General features: G+C 38.3%; 19 protein-coding genes. 12 read left to right on the top strand and 7 right to left on the bottom strand.

The window, feature by feature from the left end:
• Positions 1-142: 142 nt before the first annotated feature.
• From ACFSFW_RS12560 to ACFSFW_RS12550, 3 genes are read left to right on the top strand one after another with little or no spacing between them, the layout of a single operon-like run.
• The gene (locus ACFSFW_RS12560) at positions 143-1,138 is read left to right on the top strand and encodes a TRAP transporter substrate-binding protein (protein WP_388038751.1); all 996 of its coding nucleotides are present in this window, start codon (positions 143-145) and stop codon (positions 1,136-1,138) included.
• Positions 1,131-1,613, top strand: a complete 483-nt coding sequence (locus tag ACFSFW_RS12555; protein ID WP_388038748.1) for a TRAP transporter small permease — start codon at positions 1,131-1,133, stop codon at positions 1,611-1,613. Before ACFSFW_RS12560 ends, ACFSFW_RS12555 begins: the two co-directional genes overlap by 8 nt.
• Positions 1,613-2,908 (top strand): TRAP transporter large permease, encoded by a 1,296-nt coding sequence (locus tag ACFSFW_RS12550; protein ID WP_388038746.1) that lies wholly within the window; start codon positions 1,613-1,615, stop codon positions 2,906-2,908. The genes ACFSFW_RS12555 and ACFSFW_RS12550 overlap by 1 nt, the downstream gene beginning before the upstream one ends.
• A gap of 109 nt (positions 2,909-3,017) precedes the next feature.
• Here the strand turns inward: ACFSFW_RS12550 and ACFSFW_RS12545 are convergent, their stop codons facing one another.
• Both ACFSFW_RS12545 and ACFSFW_RS12540 read right to left on the bottom strand, forming a co-directional pair.
• On the bottom strand, positions 3,018-4,202 hold the full coding sequence (locus ACFSFW_RS12545) for a toxic anion resistance protein (protein ID WP_388038743.1): 1,185 nt from the start codon (positions 4,200-4,202) through the stop codon (positions 3,018-3,020).
• Positions 4,203-4,208: 6 nt separating this feature from the next.
• On the bottom strand, positions 4,209-4,859 hold the full coding sequence (locus tag ACFSFW_RS12540) for a 5-bromo-4-chloroindolyl phosphate hydrolysis family protein (protein ID WP_099352839.1): 651 nt from the start codon (positions 4,857-4,859) through the stop codon (positions 4,209-4,211).
• A 946-nt stretch (positions 4,860-5,805) separates the two neighbouring features.
• Here ACFSFW_RS12540 and ACFSFW_RS12535 point away from each other — a divergent pair.
• The 4 genes from ACFSFW_RS12535 to ACFSFW_RS12520 are packed head-to-tail and all read left to right on the top strand — an operon-like array spanning position 5,806 to position 8,497.
• The gene (locus ACFSFW_RS12535; protein ID WP_388038740.1) at positions 5,806-6,201 is read left to right on the top strand and encodes a GntR family transcriptional regulator; all 396 of its coding nucleotides are present in this window, start codon (positions 5,806-5,808) and stop codon (positions 6,199-6,201) included.
• Complete coding sequence (locus tag ACFSFW_RS12530) at positions 6,188-7,084, top strand: ABC transporter ATP-binding protein (RefSeq protein ID WP_388038737.1); 897 nt, start codon at positions 6,188-6,190, stop codon at positions 7,082-7,084. The genes ACFSFW_RS12535 and ACFSFW_RS12530 overlap by 14 nt, the downstream gene beginning before the upstream one ends.
• Positions 7,071-7,799 (top strand): hypothetical protein, encoded by a 729-nt coding sequence (locus ACFSFW_RS12525; RefSeq protein WP_388038734.1) that lies wholly within the window; start codon positions 7,071-7,073, stop codon positions 7,797-7,799. Before ACFSFW_RS12530 ends, ACFSFW_RS12525 begins: the two co-directional genes overlap by 14 nt.
• Complete coding sequence (locus ACFSFW_RS12520) at positions 7,799-8,497, top strand: hypothetical protein (RefSeq protein WP_388038732.1); 699 nt, start codon at positions 7,799-7,801, stop codon at positions 8,495-8,497. Before ACFSFW_RS12525 ends, ACFSFW_RS12520 begins: the two co-directional genes overlap by 1 nt.
• Before the next feature lie 36 nt (positions 8,498-8,533).
• Here the strand turns inward: ACFSFW_RS12520 and ACFSFW_RS12515 are convergent, their stop codons facing one another.
• From ACFSFW_RS12515 to ACFSFW_RS12500, 4 genes are all read right to left on the bottom strand, one after another.
• Positions 8,534-9,676 carry a glycosyltransferase family 4 protein gene (locus ACFSFW_RS12515; RefSeq protein WP_388038730.1) on the bottom strand — a complete coding sequence of 381 codons (1,143 nt, stop codon included), beginning with the start codon at positions 9,674-9,676 and terminating at the stop codon, positions 8,534-8,536.
• 243 nt (positions 9,677-9,919) lie between these two features.
• On the bottom strand, positions 9,920-10,480 hold the full coding sequence (locus tag ACFSFW_RS12510) for a phosphatase PAP2 family protein (protein WP_304217970.1): 561 nt from the start codon (positions 10,478-10,480) through the stop codon (positions 9,920-9,922).
• Positions 10,481-10,501: 21 nt separating this feature from the next.
• Positions 10,502-11,827 carry a UDP-glucose dehydrogenase family protein gene (locus ACFSFW_RS12505; RefSeq protein ID WP_388038727.1) on the bottom strand — a complete coding sequence of 442 codons (1,326 nt, stop codon included), beginning with the start codon at positions 11,825-11,827 and terminating at the stop codon, positions 10,502-10,504.
• A 138-nt stretch (positions 11,828-11,965) separates the two neighbouring features.
• A complete protein-coding gene (locus tag ACFSFW_RS12500) occupies positions 11,966-13,330 on the bottom strand; it encodes an MATE family efflux transporter (protein ID WP_388038725.1) in 1,365 nt (454 codons plus the stop codon).
• Between the two features lie 297 nt (positions 13,331-13,627).
• Here ACFSFW_RS12500 and ACFSFW_RS12495 point away from each other — a divergent pair, with 297 nt between their 5' ends.
• The 3 genes from ACFSFW_RS12495 to ACFSFW_RS12485 all read left to right on the top strand — a co-directional run bounded on the left by ACFSFW_RS12495 (position 13,628) and on the right by ACFSFW_RS12485 (position 16,553).
• On the top strand, positions 13,628-14,962 hold the full coding sequence (locus ACFSFW_RS12495) for an alkaline phosphatase family protein (RefSeq protein ID WP_388038722.1): 1,335 nt from the start codon (positions 13,628-13,630) through the stop codon (positions 14,960-14,962).
• Positions 14,963-15,065: 103 nt separating this feature from the next.
• Positions 15,066-16,319: an MFS transporter gene (locus tag ACFSFW_RS12490; RefSeq protein ID WP_388038719.1), complete on the top strand. Its 1,254-nt coding sequence runs from the start codon at positions 15,066-15,068 to the stop codon at positions 16,317-16,319.
• Between the two features lie 57 nt (positions 16,320-16,376).
• Positions 16,377-16,553, top strand: coding sequence for an SE1832 family protein (locus tag ACFSFW_RS12485; RefSeq protein ID WP_180271311.1), 177 nt, complete (start codon positions 16,377-16,379; stop codon positions 16,551-16,553).
• Positions 16,554-16,586: 33 nt separating this feature from the next.
• Here ACFSFW_RS12485 and ACFSFW_RS12480 read toward each other — a convergent pair whose 3' ends face one another.
• Entirely contained in the window at positions 16,587-17,960 is a 1,374-nt protein-coding gene (locus tag ACFSFW_RS12480) for a TolB family protein (protein WP_388038716.1), read from the bottom strand.
• Positions 17,961-18,120: 160 nt separating this feature from the next.
• On the opposite strand from ACFSFW_RS12480, the gene ACFSFW_RS12475 reads away from it, so the two are divergent.
• Positions 18,121-18,486, top strand: coding sequence for a DoxX family protein (locus ACFSFW_RS12475; protein WP_388038713.1), 366 nt, complete (start codon positions 18,121-18,123; stop codon positions 18,484-18,486).
• 207 nt (positions 18,487-18,693) lie between these two features.
• On the top strand, positions 18,694-20,187 hold the full coding sequence (locus ACFSFW_RS12470) for a peptide MFS transporter (RefSeq protein WP_388038711.1): 1,494 nt from the start codon (positions 18,694-18,696) through the stop codon (positions 20,185-20,187).
• Positions 20,188-20,457 lie beyond the last annotated feature (270 nt).

Raw genomic sequence — 20,457 nt, 5'->3', positions numbered from 1 at the left:
TATGGTACCCTTTTAAAAGTTGTAATTTGTTTGTTTTCTAAACAAATAAAATATTTATTATTCCATTTTTAGGATAAGTTTTATCAACAAACACAAAATAACAAAAATGGAACCGCTTATTTTTATCTTAGGAGGTAGCAGCATGAGAATGTTAACCCAATTTCTACTTGTTTTAGTAACCGCTTTATTACTTGTGGGTTGTAACAATGAAGCTGGTGTTGAAGAAATAAAGCTTGCCCACAACCAAACTTTAGACCACCCCGTTCATCTATCGCTTGTCGAATTCGGCAGATTAGTTGAAGAAAAATCAAATAATAAAATCCAGGTGGAAATCTATCCAAATGGGCAACTAGGAAGTGAACGTGAAGTACTCGAATTAACACAATCCGGTGCTGTAGATGTCGCAAAAGTGAGTGCAAGTGCGTTAGAAGGATTTGAATCCGATTACTCCATATTCAGTTTGCCATATGTCTTTGAGGATTACGAAGAGTTCGAGAAAAAAATGAATGATAAAACGATAACCGATCAGCTTTATTACAAAACTGAGGATATTGGTATTATCGCATTAACCTACTACAACGCAGGTTCTCGTAACTTATATACGAAGGATCGTGAAGTACACACTGTAGAGGATGTGGCAGGATTAAAAACAAGGGTTCAACCAAGTCAAACGAGTGTAAATATGATTGAAGCGTTTGGAGGCCTCCCTACTCCAATGGCGTATGGAGAAGTTTATACAGCCCTACAATCAGGAGTTATTGATGCTGCTGAGAATAATGAAACCGCTCTAGTGGGTAATAACCACGGTGAGGTCGCTAAATATTACATGTATACAGGACACCAAATCGTACCTGATATGCTCATCATTAATGCAAAACGATTCAATGATTTAACAGACGATGAAAAAGACATTATTCAAGAGGCGGCAAAGGAATCTACCCTTTATCACGAGACTGTTTGGGGAAAAACCATTAAAGAACAAACTGAAACCGCTAAAAATAAAATGGGTGTTCATTTCATTGAGGTTGACAAAACCTCCTTTATCGATGCTGTAAAGCCACTCCATGAGGCTTATGCAAAAGATGAAAAAACAAAAGATATTTACCAATTAATAAAGGGGAATTCGTCTAATGAATAAGGTTAAACAAGTTCTCGACAAAGTATTGATTGTCTTCTCAAGTTTATTACTTGTTTCTATGGTTGTGATGTCAACCTGGCAAGTGTTAGCACGGTATGTGTTTAACATCTCCTCTCCCGGAACGGAGGAGTTAACTAGATATATGTTAATTTGGTTTGGGCTTATGTCTGCTGCCTATGTATTTGGCGCAAAAAAGCATATTGGGATCCTTTTTATTAGAGAAAAATTTAGCCCAAAGGTGCAGCTTCAAATTGAATTTATTACTGATATCATTGTTCTTTTAACTGCTGCAATTTTAATGGTGTACGGTGGTATACGAATTGTAATGCTAACTTCTGCTCAAACGGCGGCAGCTACTGGTCTTTCTATGGGAGTGGTTTATTCTGCTATTCTAGTTAGCGGGATTTGCATTATTATTTATCAAATTCACAGTTTGACATCTTATAAGGAACGAAAAAGAGAGGTGATTTTATAATGGGAACTATTGCTGGAATCATCCTATTTGTCACCTTTTTCTTTCTCTTATTGTTTGGGGCGCCGATTGCGATTGCAATCATCTTAAGCTCTGTTATTACCTTTCTATTCGTGTTGCCGTTTGATGTAGCCATTTTAACATCCGCTCAAAGAATGGTAACGGGAATTGATAATTTTACAATGTTGGCGATACCTTTATTTGTTCTATCAGGGATTATCATGAATAATGGTGGAATTGCTTTCCGACTAGTGAATTTTGCGAAGGTCTTGGTTGGAAAACTTCCAGGATCATTGGCACATACGAATGCTGTTGGGAATATGCTGTTTGGTTCAATATCCGGATCAAGTGTTGCCTCTGCTGCAGCGATGGGACGGATCATGACGCCTATGCAAACGAATCAAGGCTACAAACTAACCTATTCAGCAGCGGTTAACATTGCTTCTGCGCCTACAGGACTAATCATCCCGCCAAGTTCAGTACTGATTGTGTACTCCTTGGTGAGTGGAGGTACTTCAGTTGCTGCACTATTTATGGCCGGATATATACCGGGGATTTTATGGGGATTAGCGGTAATGGTTGTTGCCTATTTTATGGCGAAAAAAGAAAATTACCCTGTTTCGAAGTTACCGAGTGCAAAAGATATTTTCTATATTATTGTTAGCGCAATCCCGAGTTTATTGTTAATTGTTATTGTTATTGGCGGAATTGTTGCTGGTATTTTTACAGCTACAGAAGGTGCTGCTGTTGCAGTTATATATTCAGTCATTCTTTCGATTATTTATAAAAACTTTAAGCTGAAAGATTTGCCAGCCATTTTTATCGAAACGATTGAAATTACTGGTATGATTCTCTTCTTGATTACGGCTTCTGCTCTGTTTTCACTTGTGATGTCGTATATGAAATTACCTGAGGCAATAAGTAGTGCCCTATTATCGATCACCGATAATCAATACGGGATTATTCTCATTATCATTTTTATCTTATTACTTGTTGGTACCTTTATGGATATCACACCCGCTGTACTGATTTTCACGCCAATCTTCTTACCTGTCGCGCAAAGCTTCGGTATGGATCCAATTCATTTCGGAATGCTTATCTGCTTCGGTTTATGTATTGGTAATATGACACCGCCTGTGGGTAGTGCTCTATTTGTTGGATGTAGTGTTGCGAAAGTTAAAATTGAAGAAGTGGTACCAACGTTATTACCATATTTCGGGGTCGTTATTCTCGTGCTATTGCTCGTAGCATTTGTCCCTCAAATCTCGTTGTTCTTACCACAATTATTTGGATTGTAAAATGGATAAGCGTAAAGCGCGACTGGCTTTTTACTCAAGCCGTTACGCCTAAAGCTAGACATATTAAAAAGGATAGATACCTGATTTCGGTATCTATCCTTTTCTTATTTTAGTCAGTCTTGATATCTAAAAGCTTTTGGCGAAGTTCAGTTTCCATCGAAGCAAGCTCAAGCTCGGCTTGGCGACGTTTGTTACGGCCTTCCTCCTGAATGCGTAATGTTTCTTCTAATGTAGAAATGAGGTTTTCTTTCGTTTTCTTCAATGTTTCTACATCGACTAAACCACGCTCATTTTCTCTTGCCGTTTCAAGCGTATTGCTTTTTAGCATTTCAGCATTCTTCAATAAAAGTTCATTCGTTGTTTTGGAAACTTGTTTTTGCGCCTCTACTGCGTGACGCTGTCTAATTAAGGTTAGCGCAATAGCGACTTGGTTTTTCCATAATGGAATTGCCGTCATGATGGATGATTGAATTTTTTCCACAAGCGCTTGGTTTGTGTTTTGGATCAAACGGATTTGTGGTGCGCTTTGAATCGTAATTTCCCTACTTAACTTCAGGTCATGTACACGTTTTTCAAGGCGGTCCGCAAATTGAACCATGTCATTTACTTCTTGCACCTTCATTTGGTCATTAGAAGCTTCTGCTTGTTTCTTTAAATCAGGGATAACCTTTTGATGCATTTCCTCAAGCTTTAATTCGCCCGCTGCAATGTAGACGTTTAATGCATCAAAATAGTCCTTATTGTTGTCGTAAAGCTTTTCAAGAATCGCAATGTCTGATAAAAGGACATTCTTACTTCTATCAAGCTTCACACTAATTCGGTCAATTTGTGCTCCTGTTTTTTGATATTTTGAAAGTACCTCTTGAACTGAATTCGAAATCTTGCCAAACATCCGTGCAATAACAGAGCGTTTCTCAGGATTTAACTCCTCAGGCTTCATCTCATCAAGACGCTTCATGAGGTCTGAGATGATTTTTCCAACTTCACCTACATCATTTTTTTGAACATGCTCAAGCATTGTATTTGAAAATGAAAGGAGCTTGTTTTGAGCAGGTGTTCCGTATGAAATCATCGCTTGATGATTGGTTGGGTCAATTTGTTTCGCTAGCTGAAGTGCTTTTTCCTTATTTTCTTCGGGTAGCACATCCACTAAACGTACAGGCTTTTTCTCTTCTTCTTGTGTTAAGATAATTGGATTTGCCTGCTCTTCTTTTTTCTCATCAAATGGATTTGCAAGTAATTCATCCATTAAATTCCCAGGTTCTTTATACTTTGGAGAAAACTGTTCACTCATACTCATTTACCTCCTATTTTGATCAATGAAATGAGAATCATTTGCTTGTTTATTCGAATTTTTGGCTACATCAATTTCGAAATGCAAATCATCTATATCATTCGAGAGCATTTTGTGTAAATCCTTTTCAATCGTTTCTGTCAATTCTTCGAGTACTCTTCGTGTTTCATGCAGTGATCTCTCTAGCTCACTATTTTTCTTTGGTTGGGATGAAAGAAACGCATACTTCTCTGTTAATTCCACAACTGAATCCAAATGCGAGAAATAAAAACGTTCCGCTAGATAGAAGCGTCTCGGTTCGCTCTTCGATAACCGGTAGATCTTCTTTGTAACACGATGCAAATCTACTCTTTGCTTCAATGACGGGATGTGACGAACGGTAAAAAGGGATTTATTTAGTCTAGCAAGTTTTTTCTTTGCTTCTTTTAAATTTCTCTCAATATATTGATATTCCTTCCTCGTTAACCGATGTTTTCGTAAAAAGGCTTGTTTCATTATGACAGACGTTCCAAAATAGGCAATTCCGCCACCTAATAAGGCATACCCAGACGAAAGTAGGAAGGTTTGGTCAAACGCAAACATACTTACTAACCAGACAGTAACCGTTGTCGGCACTGAAATGAACGATTTAACAATAAAAGCAAGCAATTGATTCATACAATCGACTCCTAACATTCTGTCTTACTATTATATACGAACCAACTCAAACGTTGGTTTCAAAAACTTTTGAGGGAAAATCTGGTGTGATTATTTAGTTTTAGTTTTGCGAAATTTGTGGATGAAGGACTTTGCATTGGTTTGTTCGCCGCGTTCGGGTCTTCATTAGCTTGATGAAGAACTTTGCTACGGTACTAGCGCTACGTTCGGGTCTTCATCAGCTCGATGAAGGACTTTGCTTCGGTGCTAGCGCTACGTTCGGGTCTTCATCACCACGATGAAGGACTTTGCTCCGGCGCTTGCGCCTCGTTCGGGTCTTCATCGCCTCGATGAAGGACCTTACTGCGGTGCTTGCGCTGCTTTCGGGTCTTCATAACCGCGATGAAAGACTTTACTCCAGCGCTAGCGCCTCGTTCGGGTCTTCATCGCCTCGATGAAGGACTTTACTGCGGTGCTTGCCCTGCTTTCGTGTCTTCATAACCGCGATGAAGGACTTTACTGAGGTGCTTGCCCTGCTTACAGGACTTCATACACTCCATGAAGAGGATTTCCACGAAGTTCAACTAGCGTTTTCCCCTTCATCACTTCTATGAAGAGGACTTCCGCTCAATTTACCCAACGTTTTCCCCTTCATACACTCGATGAAGGGGATTTCTACCACACTCGAGCCTCTGTTTCCTCTTCATCAATCTGTTCTTCCTCACGTTAACTATACTATAAGATATGTATTCGAACTATGGACCTAGAAATTACAAGAATCTAAGACTTGAGGCGTATTTTTACGATTTTTCCTGAAAATGATTTTGGGTCTTTTTCCTTTACTAGCCTAATTATGGTCATTTTTTCAAAATTATAGTAAATAATCTGGAATTTTTACATAGCATGTAGTATAGTACATTATATCACTAATGCACTAAGGTACATAATCACCTAAGGAGGTGTTTATATGAAGTTTAAGCAGGATGGCACGAAGCCAATCTATGTGCAAATTTCAGAATGGATAGAAACAGAAATATTAAGTGGCGCGATACCAGAGGATCACAAGGTGTTTTCTCAGTATCAGCTTGCAGAAATGTTCAATATTAATCCTGCTACTGCTGCAAAGGGACTGAATCTCCTTGCAGATGAAAACATTCTATATAAAAAGCGAGGCTTAGGCATGTTTGTAACACCGAACGCCAAACAATTTATTTTAGAGAAAAGGAAAAGTCAAACAATGAAAAATCTCATTCTCGAACTTGTAATGGAGTCGGAGCGATTAGGGGTTAATGAAGAAGAATTAGTCAATTTGATTAAGGCTGAAAAAGAACGGCAAAGGGGGAATCGTGATGAACGCAATTGAGTTTCAAAATGTATCTAAACTCTACGGAGGCTTTAAAGCATTAGATAATCTGACTTTTACAATTGAGCCAAATACGATAACGGGGGTTATTGGTAGAAATGGAGCAGGAAAAACAACTCTTTTAAAAACGATCGCTGGTTATTACCCAGTTTCTTCAGGAGAGGTACGTGTTTTTTCGGAGGACCCGTTTAATAATTTAAAGATATCTTCCAATCTTATTTTTATTGATGATAATATGGCCTTCCCTCCTTGGCTGAATCTAACTGAGCTATTAGATGCTAGTGCAAAGTTCTATCCTAATTGGGACGGTGAATTGGCAAAACGGCTATTCGATTATTTCGATTTTAATCCAAAGCAACTTCATCATCATCTTTCAAAAGGTATGAAAAGTACATTTAATATGATTATCGGTCTCTCGTCCCGCTGTCCAATTACAATCTTTGATGAACCTACAACAGGAATGGATGCGGCCATTCGTAAGGATTTTTACAAGGCGTTATTAAAAGATTACATCGCACACCCTAGAACCATCCTCTTTTCTAGCCACCTGCTAAACGAGATTGATAGTATTTTGGAAAATGTTCTCCTCATACGGAACGGAAGTGTTGCGCTTCATGAATCGATCGATGATTTGAAGGAGTTTGCAGTTGGACTACGTGGGAAATCAACCGTCATTGAAAAAGTCACAAAAGGTATGGAGGTCATTTATGTAGAGGACTTCGGGAATGATTACACTTATTCCGTTGTAAAGGATGTTTATCCAGATGCAACATGGTTGGAAGCGAAGAAACTCGGAATTGAGCTCACCCCGGTTGCAACTGAAGACCTTTGTGTATATCTCACCTCAAAGAATAAAGGGGGTATAAATGATGTATTTAACTAATGCTAGCTTACTTGATATCGTAAAAAAACAGCTATTTTTTAAGGTGAGGGCATATTATGGTACGTTTACAAGCCTTGCAACTGTCCAGGCGATTGCGCTTTTGTTTTCTTTCAATGGTGTTGGACAGATGGGGCTTGGTGGGAATGTATCGATATCTAGTTATTCTGGAAGCATGATTTTTGTTTTTACCGCCTTTTGGGCTTTTATTACGGCAATCACGCTATCCACAAAACCCTATCATTATATCGATTTTTCATTTGTAACAAACAGAATGAGTAGTCATCTTTCAACAATTGGAATGTTGATCATTTATTCATTTATTGCCAGTATCACTTCCACTTTTGCTGGGATTCTTTTAAGGGTAATCTTGTATTTCAATGGAAGCAATAAGATTATTGCGAACCATTTTTTCCTACCATTCTCCGATATGCTTGTTGGCATATATATCGGTACATTATATCTGCTTTTGTTTGCAACACTTGGTTATATCATCGGGATGTTTACGCAAATAAACAAACTTTTTGGCTTTGCGATTCCTGCCCTTGTAATTGGCTGGGCTATTTATGAAATACGATCATTTGATACGTTTACAGGGTTTACGTTTTTTGCACATGAATCATCTATCCTTGTATTTACACTCAAGATTGTTGTTACAGTCGCAGTTATGATGTGGATTGTAATAGCTGCAACGAATCGATTGGAGGTTCGAAAATAATGTCAGCAATTGGTACATTGATACTTCCTATCATTATTTTATTTATCCTTGCGACTATTTTAATATCTGTATTTTTTGGTAAAAGGTTCAAAGGTGTAAAGAGTACAAAAATTTTACTAGGAACATATTTAATCATGTTAACAGCGTCTGTGATTGTTTATTATTGTATCCCTACATCCAGCTTTGAAACATCCGAAAATAGTACTCAGGATTTGACATATGAACAAATAAATCAAGCGATTCACCAAGGGACAATTGGAAATTTTGAAGCCATAAAAGAAAAAGAAAAATGGGAAATTCCATTCGATCAAGACGAACTTAATATTAAACCGTTGGACAATCTGAACATGCAGACCGTTTTTGACCGTAACGAAAATGACGATAACATCATTGAAGTAATCTACTATGTTGCAAATACAAATTTCAACGGTTACGATTTTTATGAAGAAATCCCAGCGCCTTCCGTTTCGATCGAAAATAACCATTTGCTAGTAATTTCTCCAATGGATTATTCGATTAAACTAAATAGCTTTCATAATGATTTTGTAATCTCGCAATTTAGAGGTGGCGGCATTATGGATGAATTTGATAATAGGTTCAACGATGATAAGCCACTAAATTATGATTTTCTTTTAATCAGAGTTCCGAAAAACCTCGAAATAACGGGGAGCGAGTTTGTTAACTTTATCGGAGAATAAGTCCACAAGAAAAGGAAGGGTTCTCCCTTCCTTTTTTTAGGCATACTTCTGTTTGTTTGGTTCTTTTAAAACGGTTGAATAACTATAAAGCAGATTTTCAAAAATCACATCCCATTTTTGGGACAGTGCATATTTTCTTCCTTCCAGGCCCATTCGATTTCGCACCCCGTCATTTTCTAACAGTTGTTGAATGGTATTCATCATTTCAGTGGATTGACCAGGTTCACACAAATAACCTGTAATTCCTTCTTGAACAATATTCCTAACGCCTCCTGCATTCACCCCAACAACTGGTGTACCACTTGCCAGTGCTTCAAGAACGACATTTCCAAAGGTTTCAGAAGAAGACGGGAAGATAAACAAATCCGATGCCGCATACACCTCTGCCAGTTCCTCACCCTTTAAAAAGCCAGTAAAAGTCATATTTGATGGCGCTACATCCTCCATTTTGCTGCGCGAAGGTCCATCGCCAACGATTACCCATTGAATCTGTTCGCTCCACTCTTTCGGTAAAGACTTAGCCATTTCAACTAACAAATCTACATTTTTTTCCGGCGCTAATCTCCCCACATAAGTTAGCATAAACTTTTTGGAAACCTGATATCTTTCTCGAACAATGTTTTTATTATAGTAAGGATTGAATAATTCGCAATCAACCCCATGAGTCCATATTTCTATATCTGAAAACCCTTTGTCTTCAAGCTGATATTTTGTCACAAGAGATGGAACATACAGCTTTTGAAATGGCCGATGAAACCATTTCATATAAGACCATAACGGATTGGATAAAAATTGCAAATCATAATACTGTAGGTAATAATCAAAATCTGTATGATAGGAGCCTACAAGCGGAATATTTAACTTCTTTGCATAATAACTTCCACACCATCCAATATTGAATGGTGTCGCCACATGGATGATATCCGGTGAAAATCGTTCTAACTCAGCACGAATTTTGTGCATATTTGGAAATGCAAGTCTGCACTCTGGATACAAGAAAAAGGATAAGCTTTTGAATCGGTGGATATGGCTAGATACATATTCCTTTGAGTCAGACATTGGAGCAAATACCTTAACTTCAATATCTTGTTCATTTAAGTAATCAGTGAACCTTTTTAACGTACGTGCAACACCGTTTACCTCTGGATAATAAGTATCTGTAAATATCGCTATTTTCATAAGATCCCCCTTAAGGTAGAATTGAATCAAATGCGCCTTGGCGTATTTGCGCCCAGATTTTTTAGGCCCACACGAGGTGGGTCACAAAGACGTTGCCACAGGAAGTGGCGTTCTTAGTCTTTGATCCTATGCTCGAAAAACTTCCTTTGAAAATCTGTGGCATCCGCCGGAGGCATTAACTTTATTCAGCCGGAGTTAGAATCCCGACTGAGTTAAGTTTTCTCTTTTGCATTCATACCCCACTTATAAAAGTAGGGAATTACCGCTGAATAAAGTTAATTGGTTAACGAAAGAAAAGCTAATAATCCCAGCTGTGGTTCCTAGAATTCCACCGACCATTACGTCAGAAGGATAATGTAACCCTAGGAAGATTCTTGACATCCCCACACAGATTCCGATCGGGAGAAGAATGATTGAAAGAGTTGGCATATATAAAATAAATGGAATAATAACTGAAAAAATGGCCGTTGTATGTCCAGAAGGAAACGAGTGATCTTTTAATGCTTTTATAGGAAACTTGGATTTTTCCAAGATTAAATAGGGTCTTTTCCTAGGATACAACTTCTTAATGACCTGAACGGGTATATGACTAATGGCAAGGGAAAGTGCACTAGCCAGCGCAGTTAACCTGGACTGATTTGTTGTTAAAAAGGCTAATGCAAGACAAGTTACTATTGTAAAAGTAGCACCGCCTAGAAATGTGATTCTAGTAAAGAAAAAATGGAGCAGTTTTTTATCATAATGTTGGTTTACCTTTTGAAAAATTCGGCAATCCGCATTATAGATCGAAAGAAAAAGCTTCATGATTCAAATCTCCCCTTAGTTTTACAGCCTTTTTGTTAACGTATTGACCACTTTGGGTCTGCCAACCGAGACATATAACAGTGGATATTTCTGTACCTCTTCCAGTGAGTAGCAATTTCTTCCGTCAATCACTTTCGGTTCATTCATATATAAGCTGTATAGATGTAAGGGATATTGTTTAATTTGCTCCCATTCTGTAGCAATGATTGCTAGGTCGGCCCCTTGAATCGCACTTGAAATGTCATCCGTATAGTCGATGGCATTCCCAAACACTTCTTTCGCATTTTTAATTGCGACAGGGTCATACGCCGTGACACTAGCACCATTCATCAGTAATTCTTTAATAATTGTGATTGAAGCCGCCTCTCGAATGTCATCTGTATCTGGTTTGAAAGAAAGACCTAAAACGGCAATTTTACTTCCTTTTACTGATTTCAAAATTTCTTTTGCCTTCACAACAGGAAATGACTTTTGACGGTTGTTAACTCCAATAACGGCTTCAAGTAATTCAAAATGATGTCCCAAACTTCCTGAGGTATGCATTAGTGCTCTTGTATCTTTTGGAAAACAGGAACCTCCATAGCCCAGCCCCGCTTTTAAGAAATAAGGTCCAATCCGTTGGTCCTTTCCGATTCCGTACGTAACATCATCAATATTTGCTCCTACCTTTTCACACATTCTAGCAATCTCATTTATGAAGCTTATTTTTGTTGCAAGAAAGGCATTTGAGGCATATTTAATCATTTCTGCACTGTTTATATCCGTTTTAACGATTGGAATTTTTAAAGGGAGATAGATTCTTTCGAGTACTGTTGCAACCTCATCGTTATCTGCTCCAATCACAATTCGATCTCCATAGAAAAAATCAAAAACAGCAGATCCTTCACGAAGGAATTCTGGATTCGAAACGATCTCTACCTTAAGATTTGGAAGCTTTTTAGAATCAATGATTCGTTTCATTTTTTCATTTGTTCCCACAGGAACGGTGCTTTTTGTGCATATGATTGCATCTTTCTCAATATGAATTGCGATTGTTTCCATAACATCATAGACATAAGTAAGATTTGCAGTACCATCCTCATTTTGTGGAGTACCGACCGCGATAAAAATAAGATCAGCCTGGGTGTAGGCGTAGCGTGGATTTGTCGTAAAATAAAGCCTCCCTTCTATCAGGTTTTTCTGTAAAAGTGGCTCTAATTCTGGTTCATAGATGGGAGAATACCCTTCTTGCAGCTTTGCTATTTTGTCAGCTTGGATATCTATGCAAATGACTTCATGCCCAAGTTCAGCTAAACAAACACTTGTAACTAACCCCACATATCCTGCACCTGCAACCGTAATCTTCATCTAATCCCTCCATTAGCCTTTTACTTCATCTTATCGAAAAATTGCGATTATTTAATTTAGCCAGGGTTAAGAAATTGTAAAGTTTTGGTGTAGGATGTAGGTATGAAAAAATGGAAGGGGGAGCCCCCTTCCTTTTTGTTAACCAACCATCTTTTCCCCCGCAAAGCGAGTGCGTTGAATGTGAATGAGTCTTGCTGATAACCCGACACCGGCTGCAAGTAAGCCAAATGTCAAGCCAAGCCAGTAACCGGCAGCTCCTAAATCCGTGAAGTGAGCTAGCCCCCAGCCAGCAGGTAAGCAGATGAGCCAATAGGCGATCAACGTCATTACGAATGCGATATTGACATCCTTGTATCCCCTTAACGCAGCCTGTGCAGTTGCTTGAATAGCATCTGATACCTGGAAGAATAAAGCGTAAATTAGGAATTGAGCTGTTAATGTGATGACCGCTGTCTCTGTAGAATAAAGTCCCGCCACTTCAAAGCGGAAGACAATCACAAAGAGCCCAGTTATAAGCGCGATGACCATGGAAAGAGCGATCCCTAGCCAACTATAGATTTTCGCATCTTTATAGCGCTTTGCTCCTACCTCAAATCCCACTAGAACGGTTAATGCCATTGAAATGCTCACAGGAATCATATAGAGGAACGACACAATATTCAATGCGGATTGATAGGCAGCAACGGTTGTAACTGAAAATTTACTAATTAATATCGTTACAACGGCAAACATACTTGTTTCAAAAAACGTGGATAACCCCATCGGGATACCAATTTTTAAAATTTCCTTACTTTCTTTAATTGTAAAACCTCTAAGTCCCACAAATACTTTATAGGAAGAAAATGGGTCCTTCGTAATGACGATAAAAGCTGTTATCCCAACAATCACCCAATACGTAATGGAAGTCGCTAAACCAGCTCCCCCACCACCAAGTGCTGGAAAGCCCCAAGCACCAAAGATTAACACATAATTTAAGAATAGATTAATAGGTACAGATACCAATAAAACAAACATAACGACTCTTGTAATCCCTAATGCATAGATAAATGACCGCAGTACATTAAAGATGAACAACGGAATGATTCCAAAGCTCAACCCAACTAAGTAGTCATGTGCTGTCTGATGAACACTTTCTTGCAAATTCATCATGGATAACAATGGATTTAAAAAGAGAACCCCAGCTAAAATAACCACAAATCCAATAATGAAGCTTAAATAGATCCCACTTGAGACAACTGTTGAAACTTCATTACTTTTCTTTTCACCAAATTTTTGCGCAGCAATAGGTGAGACTGCAAGTAAAATCGCACTTATCCCTGTAAAAATCGGATTCCATATGGATGACCCGATCGCAACCCCGGCCAAATCAGAAGAATTAAATCTACCAGTCATAATTGTATTAAAAAAGACCATGGAAAACATACTTAACTGTGTGATTAAAATGGGAATCAGCATGATAAAAATCAATTTTATTTTTTCTCGAATGGTGTTTGTTTCGTACATGATACTTCTCCTTCAAATCAAATGCGCCTTGGCGTATTTGCGCCCGATTTTTTCGAGCCTGCTCGAAAATTACCTTTGAAAAATCGTGGCATCCGCCGGAGGCTTTAACTTTACTCAGGCTGGGATTAAACGCCTAGCTGAGTAAAGTTAAATCGAACACATAACCATAATTATATTCCATCTCACATTGAAATGAATACTTTTTTACTTTGTCTTTACATTGTTTTCATATTTTAATTGCCAATTTTCTGTTATATTGTAAGTAGATTACAAGACTTTCGTAGGATGGAGGGCCATATGTCACGACTCACAGATTATTTACTGGTCATCTCATTTGACTGCTTATCATCACTTGATTTTCCAATTATTAAAGAGCTTCCCAATTTTAAGAAGCTACTAGAGCATGCATCGTTTTGCAGGAATGTCGAAACCATCTATCCTTCTGTAACCTATCCATGTCATGCAACGATAGTGACTGGGAGATATCCAAAAAATCATGGAATCGTGAATAACACATTTCTTCAGCCCGGTCGCCTATCGCCCGATTGGTATTGGCACAGACAACATGTAAAAGGAACGACCCTTTTCGATGAAGCTAAAAAGGCTGGGATGAAGACTGCTGCCCTTTTATGGCCCGTTACTGCTAAGGCAAAAATCGATTACAATATGCCAGAGATTTTTGCAAATCGCCCTTGGCATAATCAAATCTTTGTTTCTTTATTTAATGGCAGTCCGCTATATCAATTAGACATGAACCGGAAGTTTGGACATCTTCGTAATGGGCTTAATCAACCTGAGCTCGATGATTTCGTACTTGAGTCAACCGTTGAAACCATTAAAACGAGAAAGCCGAATCTCATGCTTGTCCATTTTGTCGACTTGGATTCACAACGCCATTATCATGGATTTTCATCTGATGAAGCAATGGCAGCCCTTCGACGCCATGATGAAAGACTAGGCAGGATCATGAATGCACTAAAAGAAAGTGGAATCTATGAAAAAACAACAATCATTGCATTAGGTGACCATAGTGCATTGGATGAATCCAGGGCGGTTAAGTTGAATGTTTTATTTAGGAAGTCAGGTCTTATTACAGTGAATACGGATGGTAGTCTAAAAGATTGGAAGGCATACTGCAAAAGCTGTGATGGCTCTGCATATATTTATCTTAAAGAGAAAAACGATACAAACACAAAAGAACAAGTTAGATCCCTTTTAACAGAGCTAATTGAACATGAGGACAATGGAATCGAACGAATTCTTTCAAGTAGTGAAGCGAAGGAAAAAGGGGCAGATGACAATGCTGCGTTCATGATTGAAGCACGGCTTGGCTACTATTTCAAAGAGCAGCTAGATGGTGAGTATATCGATGAAATTCAAGTTGAAGATGTACGCGAAAAACGCTATACCTTCGCAAGCCATGGCTACTCACCGGAAAAGGAGAACTACACAACCGTTCTCATCGCCTCCGGAAAAGGAATTCGTCCAAACATTGAAATACCAGCTATGCATCTAGTCGATGAAGGGCCAACATTTGCCAGACTATTAGGCCTAGATCTAGGAAAAACAGACGGTCGTGCGATTGAGGAACTATTAGCGGACCATGGGGACGGTTCTCCTGGTTCCTTATAAATTGTTTATAGGTGACCTAGGAGACTGACACTTTAAGTGGGACCACAAGAACCGTCCCTCTGGTTTCACAAAACATTTGATTAAATTTAAAGGGGGTTAGGGGATGAGGTCGTTTACGAAAGAGGAATCGAGTTGGATGTTTTATGATTGGGCCAATTCTGCTTATTCAATTATTATTACAACGGCTGTTTTTCCGATTTTTTACAAGGCTGCTGCAACAAATGCTGGTGTGGATGCTGCAGATTCAACAGCATATCTTGGCTATACAATCGCCATTTTTACTTTTATCTTAGCGATGATTGGACCCATTTTAGGAACAATCGCAGATTATCAAGGCTACAAAAAGAAGTTTTTCACTTTCTTCTTTGCATTAGGCGTTTCGGCAACGGCCTTATTAGCTTTTGTACCAAGTGATAATTGGTTGCTCTTATTAATTGTTTATACGTTTGCTGCATTAGGTTCAACAGGGGCCAATGTTTTCTATGATGCCTTTCTAGTTGACGTCACAACTGAGGATAAAATGGACCGTGTTTCTGCACGTGGATATGGGTTAGGCTATATCGGTAGTACCATTCCGTTTTTACTTGCAATCGCAATTATCCTACTTGCACAAAAAGAAATTCTACCGATTTCAGCAACAGTTGCTAGCAAAATAGCATTTATCATTACAGCCATTTGGTGGGGCCTTTTTTCCATTCCATTATTTAAAAATGTTCATCAACGCTACTACATTGAACGAGAACCTAATCCGATTGCGAGTAGTTTCAAACGACTTGGAACAACTTTTAAGGAAATCAAAAAATACCGAGCTGTATTTTTGTTCTTAGTTGCCTACTTCTTTTATATCGACGGAGTTGGTACAGTTATCTCCATGTCAACAGCATATGGAACAGACCTAGGAATCAGTGCTACAAATTTATTAATTGTATTACTTGTTACACAGGTCGTGGCTGCGCCATTCGCGATCCTTTACGGTCGATTGGCTCAAAAATTCACAGGTAAAAAGATGTTGTATGTCGGCATTTTCGTCTATATCATTGTCTGTGTGTATGCCTTTTTCTTAAAAACGACTCTCGATTTCTGGATCCTCGCGATGCTTGTCGCCACTTCACAGGGAGGAATTCAGGCACTAAGCCGCTCTTATTTTGCGAAGCTTGTCCCTAAACAAAAGGCAAATGAGTTTTTTGGGTTTTATAATATCTTTGGAAAGTTCGCATCCATTATGGGTCCGTTACTAGTCGGTGTAACCGCTCAAATGACAGGTCATTCCAATATGGGTGTTTTCAGCTTAGTTATTCTCTTTATCATTGGTTTTATCGTGTTAACACGAGTGCCAGAACCTAATGAGGTTAAGTAAAGCAAATCCTCATTCTCAATGTTATAATGAAAAAAACATGAGAAATGGGGACAAATAATGGATAAGAAAGAACTTGAATATAAAATTCGCGAGCTAAAATTAGACTATGTACGTCTCCAAAATGATTTAGAAAAGTTAGATTCTGTGAATGGCAACATCTCACCATTGGAACGTCAAATCGCCGAAATTGAGGATGAGATTAGCACCCTATCTAGAAAATTGCGCGAATTGTAAAAGGAGTTGCAACCAAGTGGTTGCAACTCTCTTTTATATAAACGTAATGGTTCTTGCAATCGAATTCAAATGAGCATCATCCGCCCATAAAATGAAGTAATTATAAGTTGAACCTTCAATTTGAACTGGGGTAGGATATCTGACTATAGCAGCTGCTTGGCGGTTCATTTCAGGCGGTTGGTCTGAAGATGGATAGATCAGACAAGCTTCTTGCCCACGAATTCTCGTCTGGAAAATGCGAGGTGATGAGCCATAAGGCATTAATTGGTGAAAGGCTTCTCCCCTACACACTTCATGAATATCATCCCCACCGCCGATTGCAGAAATTTGAAAGAAACCATCTGCTCCCTCATATCTCTCCGTATCTATTTGCTGCCAGTGTGATGGATATTGGAAACGAACTCTATACGTTTCGTTTGTATAAACCCCTTTAGTAGGACGAACATTCCCTGAAGACCAGCTTAGATTTACAATTTGAGGTTCCTTAGTCAGGATGATAGGATTCGGATTTTGTATGGCGATCAACCACATTTCAGTTGCAAATTCTTGTTCTGAGCAACCTGATAAATAGGCAATTGACTGGGAATCTTGAGACCATGTAACAGGTGTTGCAAAGCAAGAAGATGTGGTAAGAATGCGTTCATTGTAACCGCGTTTTCCTACTACACGAATTTGATTATAATATCCTGTTCCTTCTTTATAAGCAGTCGCACTAAATGCGATCAACTGAGAATTCGGGGACCATGTTGGATCATAATTTTTTGCTTGTTCTCCACCTTGAATTTCGTACACCTCACCTGATGTCACATCTACTGTACGGATAAGTGAAATACTAGCTCCTGGTGTTGTATAAAGGACAAATGTTCCGTCAGGGGAAAGGGAAACCTCATTTAATGGACCTTCTGTATTATTTGTAATTTGTCTCCTCTTAGATCCATTTGTCTCAATACGGAATAATTGCTGATTACCTGAAGAGTCAACTCCTTGAAACAATAGTTCTCGCCCGCTTGGAAACCACTGAGCATCTGAAGCACCAGGTTCTGAAATACTTGTTGCTCGATGAGTCAAAACATCATACATCATAATGTGGTTTCGCGTTGTATAGGCTAGCATCCGATGATTTGGAGCCCAATCAAGTGTAATGTCCTCATTAGGAGCGATTTGGTCAATAGCCGCGATTCTGCCAGTTGAAAGATCAATCACATACACGATCCGATTTTTCCCTACAAAAGCAATTTTTCGATTATCACCTGACCATATAGGCTTAGAAAAGGAATCGGCTAAACCGTTTGTAAGCTGTACCCGATTTCCACTTTGAACATGAAAAAGCCATATATCATATTGCCCTACACGACCTGCAGTATAAGAGATCATTCCAGTTGGTCGTACTCTGTAATTTACAGACAAAAGACAAACCTCCTATCTATAGATGTCTTTTGCCTATTTTATTCATACATCTTGAATAGGTTCATCTATACTACTTTCGTCTATATATTTATTTACGCACATTCCCTGAGAATAGTTTGTCCTCCCTAGCCATAGAGTTATAGAAAAGGAGGAGAGTAAAATGAATCAAACATTTTCTACTATGAAACTTATACGCTATGTAGTAGCATTTGTATTTATTACATCTGGGACTATGAAGCTTCTTAGCAGTGAACTAAGCTCCGTCTTTCTAAATCTACCATTACCTTCACCCGAACTTATCATGTATGTTGTCGCTATTCTTGAAATCGTTTGTGGGATCCTTCTAGCTATCAATAAGGAAGTTAAAAAAGCAACGATTCCATTACTTGTCATTATCCTTGCAGCAATCCTTCTAGTTAAAATTCCCATCCTACATACAGGCTTTCTACAATTTGCCTTTGCTGTAAGACTTGATATCGTGTTGCTGGCATTATTATACATTCTTTATAAATCTCACCATAAATAATTGAGAAATTATCCTTGAATGGAAACATTAAACAGATTGCAAACGCAATCTGTTTATTTTTTGAATATAATGACTCCAAAAAGCCTTTTCAATTAACCTAAGATTTAAAACCTTATAAAGTATTGACCCAACTCAGAATTTTCTTATGTTTGACATAGTGTAACAATTTCAATTATTATACCAATATACTATTTTGGAGGTTATGTTATGTCAGGCTATAATAGACAGAAAATTGTGGACAGTGTTCCTCAAAAGGGATTCTTCGGACACCCTAAAGGACTATTCACTCTTTTCTTCACGGAATTCTGGGAGCGATTCTCATATTATGGTATGAGAGCCATTCTATTATTCTATATGTATTATGAAGTATCTGATGGAGGCCTAGGACTTGATCAACATACAGCTATGGCGATTATGTCCATTTATGGATCACTTGTTTATATGTCAGGGGTTATCGGTGGGTGGTTAGCAGACCGAATCTTTGGTACTTCTAAAGCGGTATTTTATGGTGGTATTTTAATCATGCTAGGTCATATTGCACTTGCAATTCCTGGTAGCGTCTCACTATTCTTTGTATCAATGGTTCTGATTGTACTTGGTACAGGTTTACTAAAACCTAACGTTTCTAGTGTTGTTGGGGAAATTTATAGTGAAAAAGATACACGTCGTGATGCTGGGTTTAGTATCTTTTATATGAGTATTAACCTCGGTGGATTCCTTTCTCCACTTATCGTAGGTGAAGTTGGATTAAAGCATAATTTCCATTGGGGCTTCGCAATTGCTGCAATCGGGATGTTCTTCGGATTACTATTCTTTGTTTTCACAAAGAAAAAGAATCTTGGTCTTGCAGGCACAATTGTTCCAAATCCACTTGCACCAAATGAAAAGAAAAAAGTGTATACACAGATTGCTGTTGGTTTAATTGTAGTTGCAATTTTAATTGCAGTTGGAATTCCAGCAGGTTTCCTTACTTTTGATTCATTTATCGCACTTATTGGTATACTAGGTTTCTTAATTCCAACTATTTATTTTGTTACTATGTATCGTAGTTCAAAAACATCAGATGTTGAGCGTTCAAGAGTTTTAGCGTATATTCCTTTATTCTTAGCTGCCGTTATGTTCTGGTCCATTCAAGAACAAGGAGCAACGATTCTTGCCAATTATGCAGATACACGTACACAGTTACAATTTGCTGGTTTTGATATTTCACCAGCCTGGTTCCAATCTTTAAACCCATTATTCATTATTATGTTTGCGCCTGTTTTTGCATGGTTATGGGTTAAGCTTGGAAATCGTCAACCTTCTGTTCCGAAAAAGTTCTCATTAGGTTTGCTTTTTGCTGGTCTTTCTTTCCTTGTGATTCTACTACCAGCATATTTTGGTGGAACAGATTCATTAGTTAATCCACTCTGGTTAGTGTTAAGTTACTTCATTGTTGTTATTGGGGAATTATTAATTTCACCTGTCGGACTTTCCGCTACAACAAAATTAGCTCCTGCAGCGTTTACTGCTCAGATGATGAGTTTATGGATGCTTTCAAACGCTGCGGCACAGGCACTTAACGCACAACTTGTTAAATTCTATACACCTGAAACAGAAATGACTTATTTTGGAGTAATTGGTGGAGCATCTATTGTTTTAGGTATTATCCTATTATTCGTATCACCTAAGATCCAAAAGTTCATGAAGGGTGTTAACTAATTATTAGTTCTGATTAATTAAAATATAAGTGATATATTAAGTAGCGTGAGAGATAACTCACGCTATTTTTTTTATTTTATGAAGATTATTTTATTAAGAGGCTAAGTTCAAGTAGTATAGTACGAATTGGAATTGCTTATTGGACTCACTTTCTGCTTTTTCTATTTTATGTTGTTGGAAACTACCTTGGTTTACGACTCACTCCATGCCTTTTCCCCCTCATGCTGTCAGAATCTACCTTGGTTTACGACTCACTCCATGCTTTTTTCC

This window comes from Ferdinandcohnia salidurans (assembly GCF_042680725.1).
GTDB classification, from domain to species: Bacteria; Bacillota; Bacilli; order Bacillales; family Bacillaceae_L; genus Ferdinandcohnia; species Ferdinandcohnia salidurans.
The sequence above is the reverse complement of the archived record's forward strand: the minus strand, read 5'-3'. Positions and strand labels throughout refer to the sequence as shown.

Coding starts and splice junctions, on each gene's coding strand:
- ACFSFW_RS12560 (WP_388038751.1), top strand. CDS start 143: ATGAGAATGTTAACCCAATTTCTACTTGTTTTAGTAACCGCTTTATTA.
- ACFSFW_RS12555 (WP_388038748.1), top strand. CDS start 1,131: ATGAATAAGGTTAAACAAGTTCTCGACAAAGTATTGATTGTCTTCTCA.
- ACFSFW_RS12550 (WP_388038746.1), top strand. CDS start 1,613: ATGGGAACTATTGCTGGAATCATCCTATTTGTCACCTTTTTCTTTCTC.
- ACFSFW_RS12545 (WP_388038743.1), bottom strand. CDS start 4,202: ATGAGTGAACAGTTTTCTCCAAAGTATAAAGAACCTGGGAATTTAATG.
- ACFSFW_RS12540 (WP_099352839.1), bottom strand. CDS start 4,859: ATGAATCAATTGCTTGCTTTTATTGTTAAATCGTTCATTTCAGTGCCG.
- ACFSFW_RS12535 (WP_388038740.1), top strand. CDS start 5,806: ATGAAGTTTAAGCAGGATGGCACGAAGCCAATCTATGTGCAAATTTCA.
- ACFSFW_RS12530 (WP_388038737.1), top strand. CDS start 6,188: ATGAACGCAATTGAGTTTCAAAATGTATCTAAACTCTACGGAGGCTTT.
- ACFSFW_RS12525 (WP_388038734.1), top strand. CDS start 7,071: ATGTATTTAACTAATGCTAGCTTACTTGATATCGTAAAAAAACAGCTA.
- ACFSFW_RS12520 (WP_388038732.1), top strand. CDS start 7,799: ATGTCAGCAATTGGTACATTGATACTTCCTATCATTATTTTATTTATC.
- ACFSFW_RS12515 (WP_388038730.1), bottom strand. CDS start 9,676: ATGAAAATAGCGATATTTACAGATACTTATTATCCAGAGGTAAACGGT.
- ACFSFW_RS12510 (WP_304217970.1), bottom strand. CDS start 10,480: ATGAAGCTTTTTCTTTCGATCTATAATGCGGATTGCCGAATTTTTCAA.
- ACFSFW_RS12505 (WP_388038727.1), bottom strand. CDS start 11,827: ATGAAGATTACGGTTGCAGGTGCAGGATATGTGGGGTTAGTTACAAGT.
- ACFSFW_RS12500 (WP_388038725.1), bottom strand. CDS start 13,330: ATGTACGAAACAAACACCATTCGAGAAAAAATAAAATTGATTTTTATC.
- ACFSFW_RS12495 (WP_388038722.1), top strand. CDS start 13,628: ATGTCACGACTCACAGATTATTTACTGGTCATCTCATTTGACTGCTTA.
- ACFSFW_RS12490 (WP_388038719.1), top strand. CDS start 15,066: ATGAGGTCGTTTACGAAAGAGGAATCGAGTTGGATGTTTTATGATTGG.
- ACFSFW_RS12485 (WP_180271311.1), top strand. CDS start 16,377: ATGGATAAGAAAGAACTTGAATATAAAATTCGCGAGCTAAAATTAGAC.
- ACFSFW_RS12475 (WP_388038713.1), top strand. CDS start 18,121: ATGAATCAAACATTTTCTACTATGAAACTTATACGCTATGTAGTAGCA.
- ACFSFW_RS12470 (WP_388038711.1), top strand. CDS start 18,694: ATGTCAGGCTATAATAGACAGAAAATTGTGGACAGTGTTCCTCAAAAG.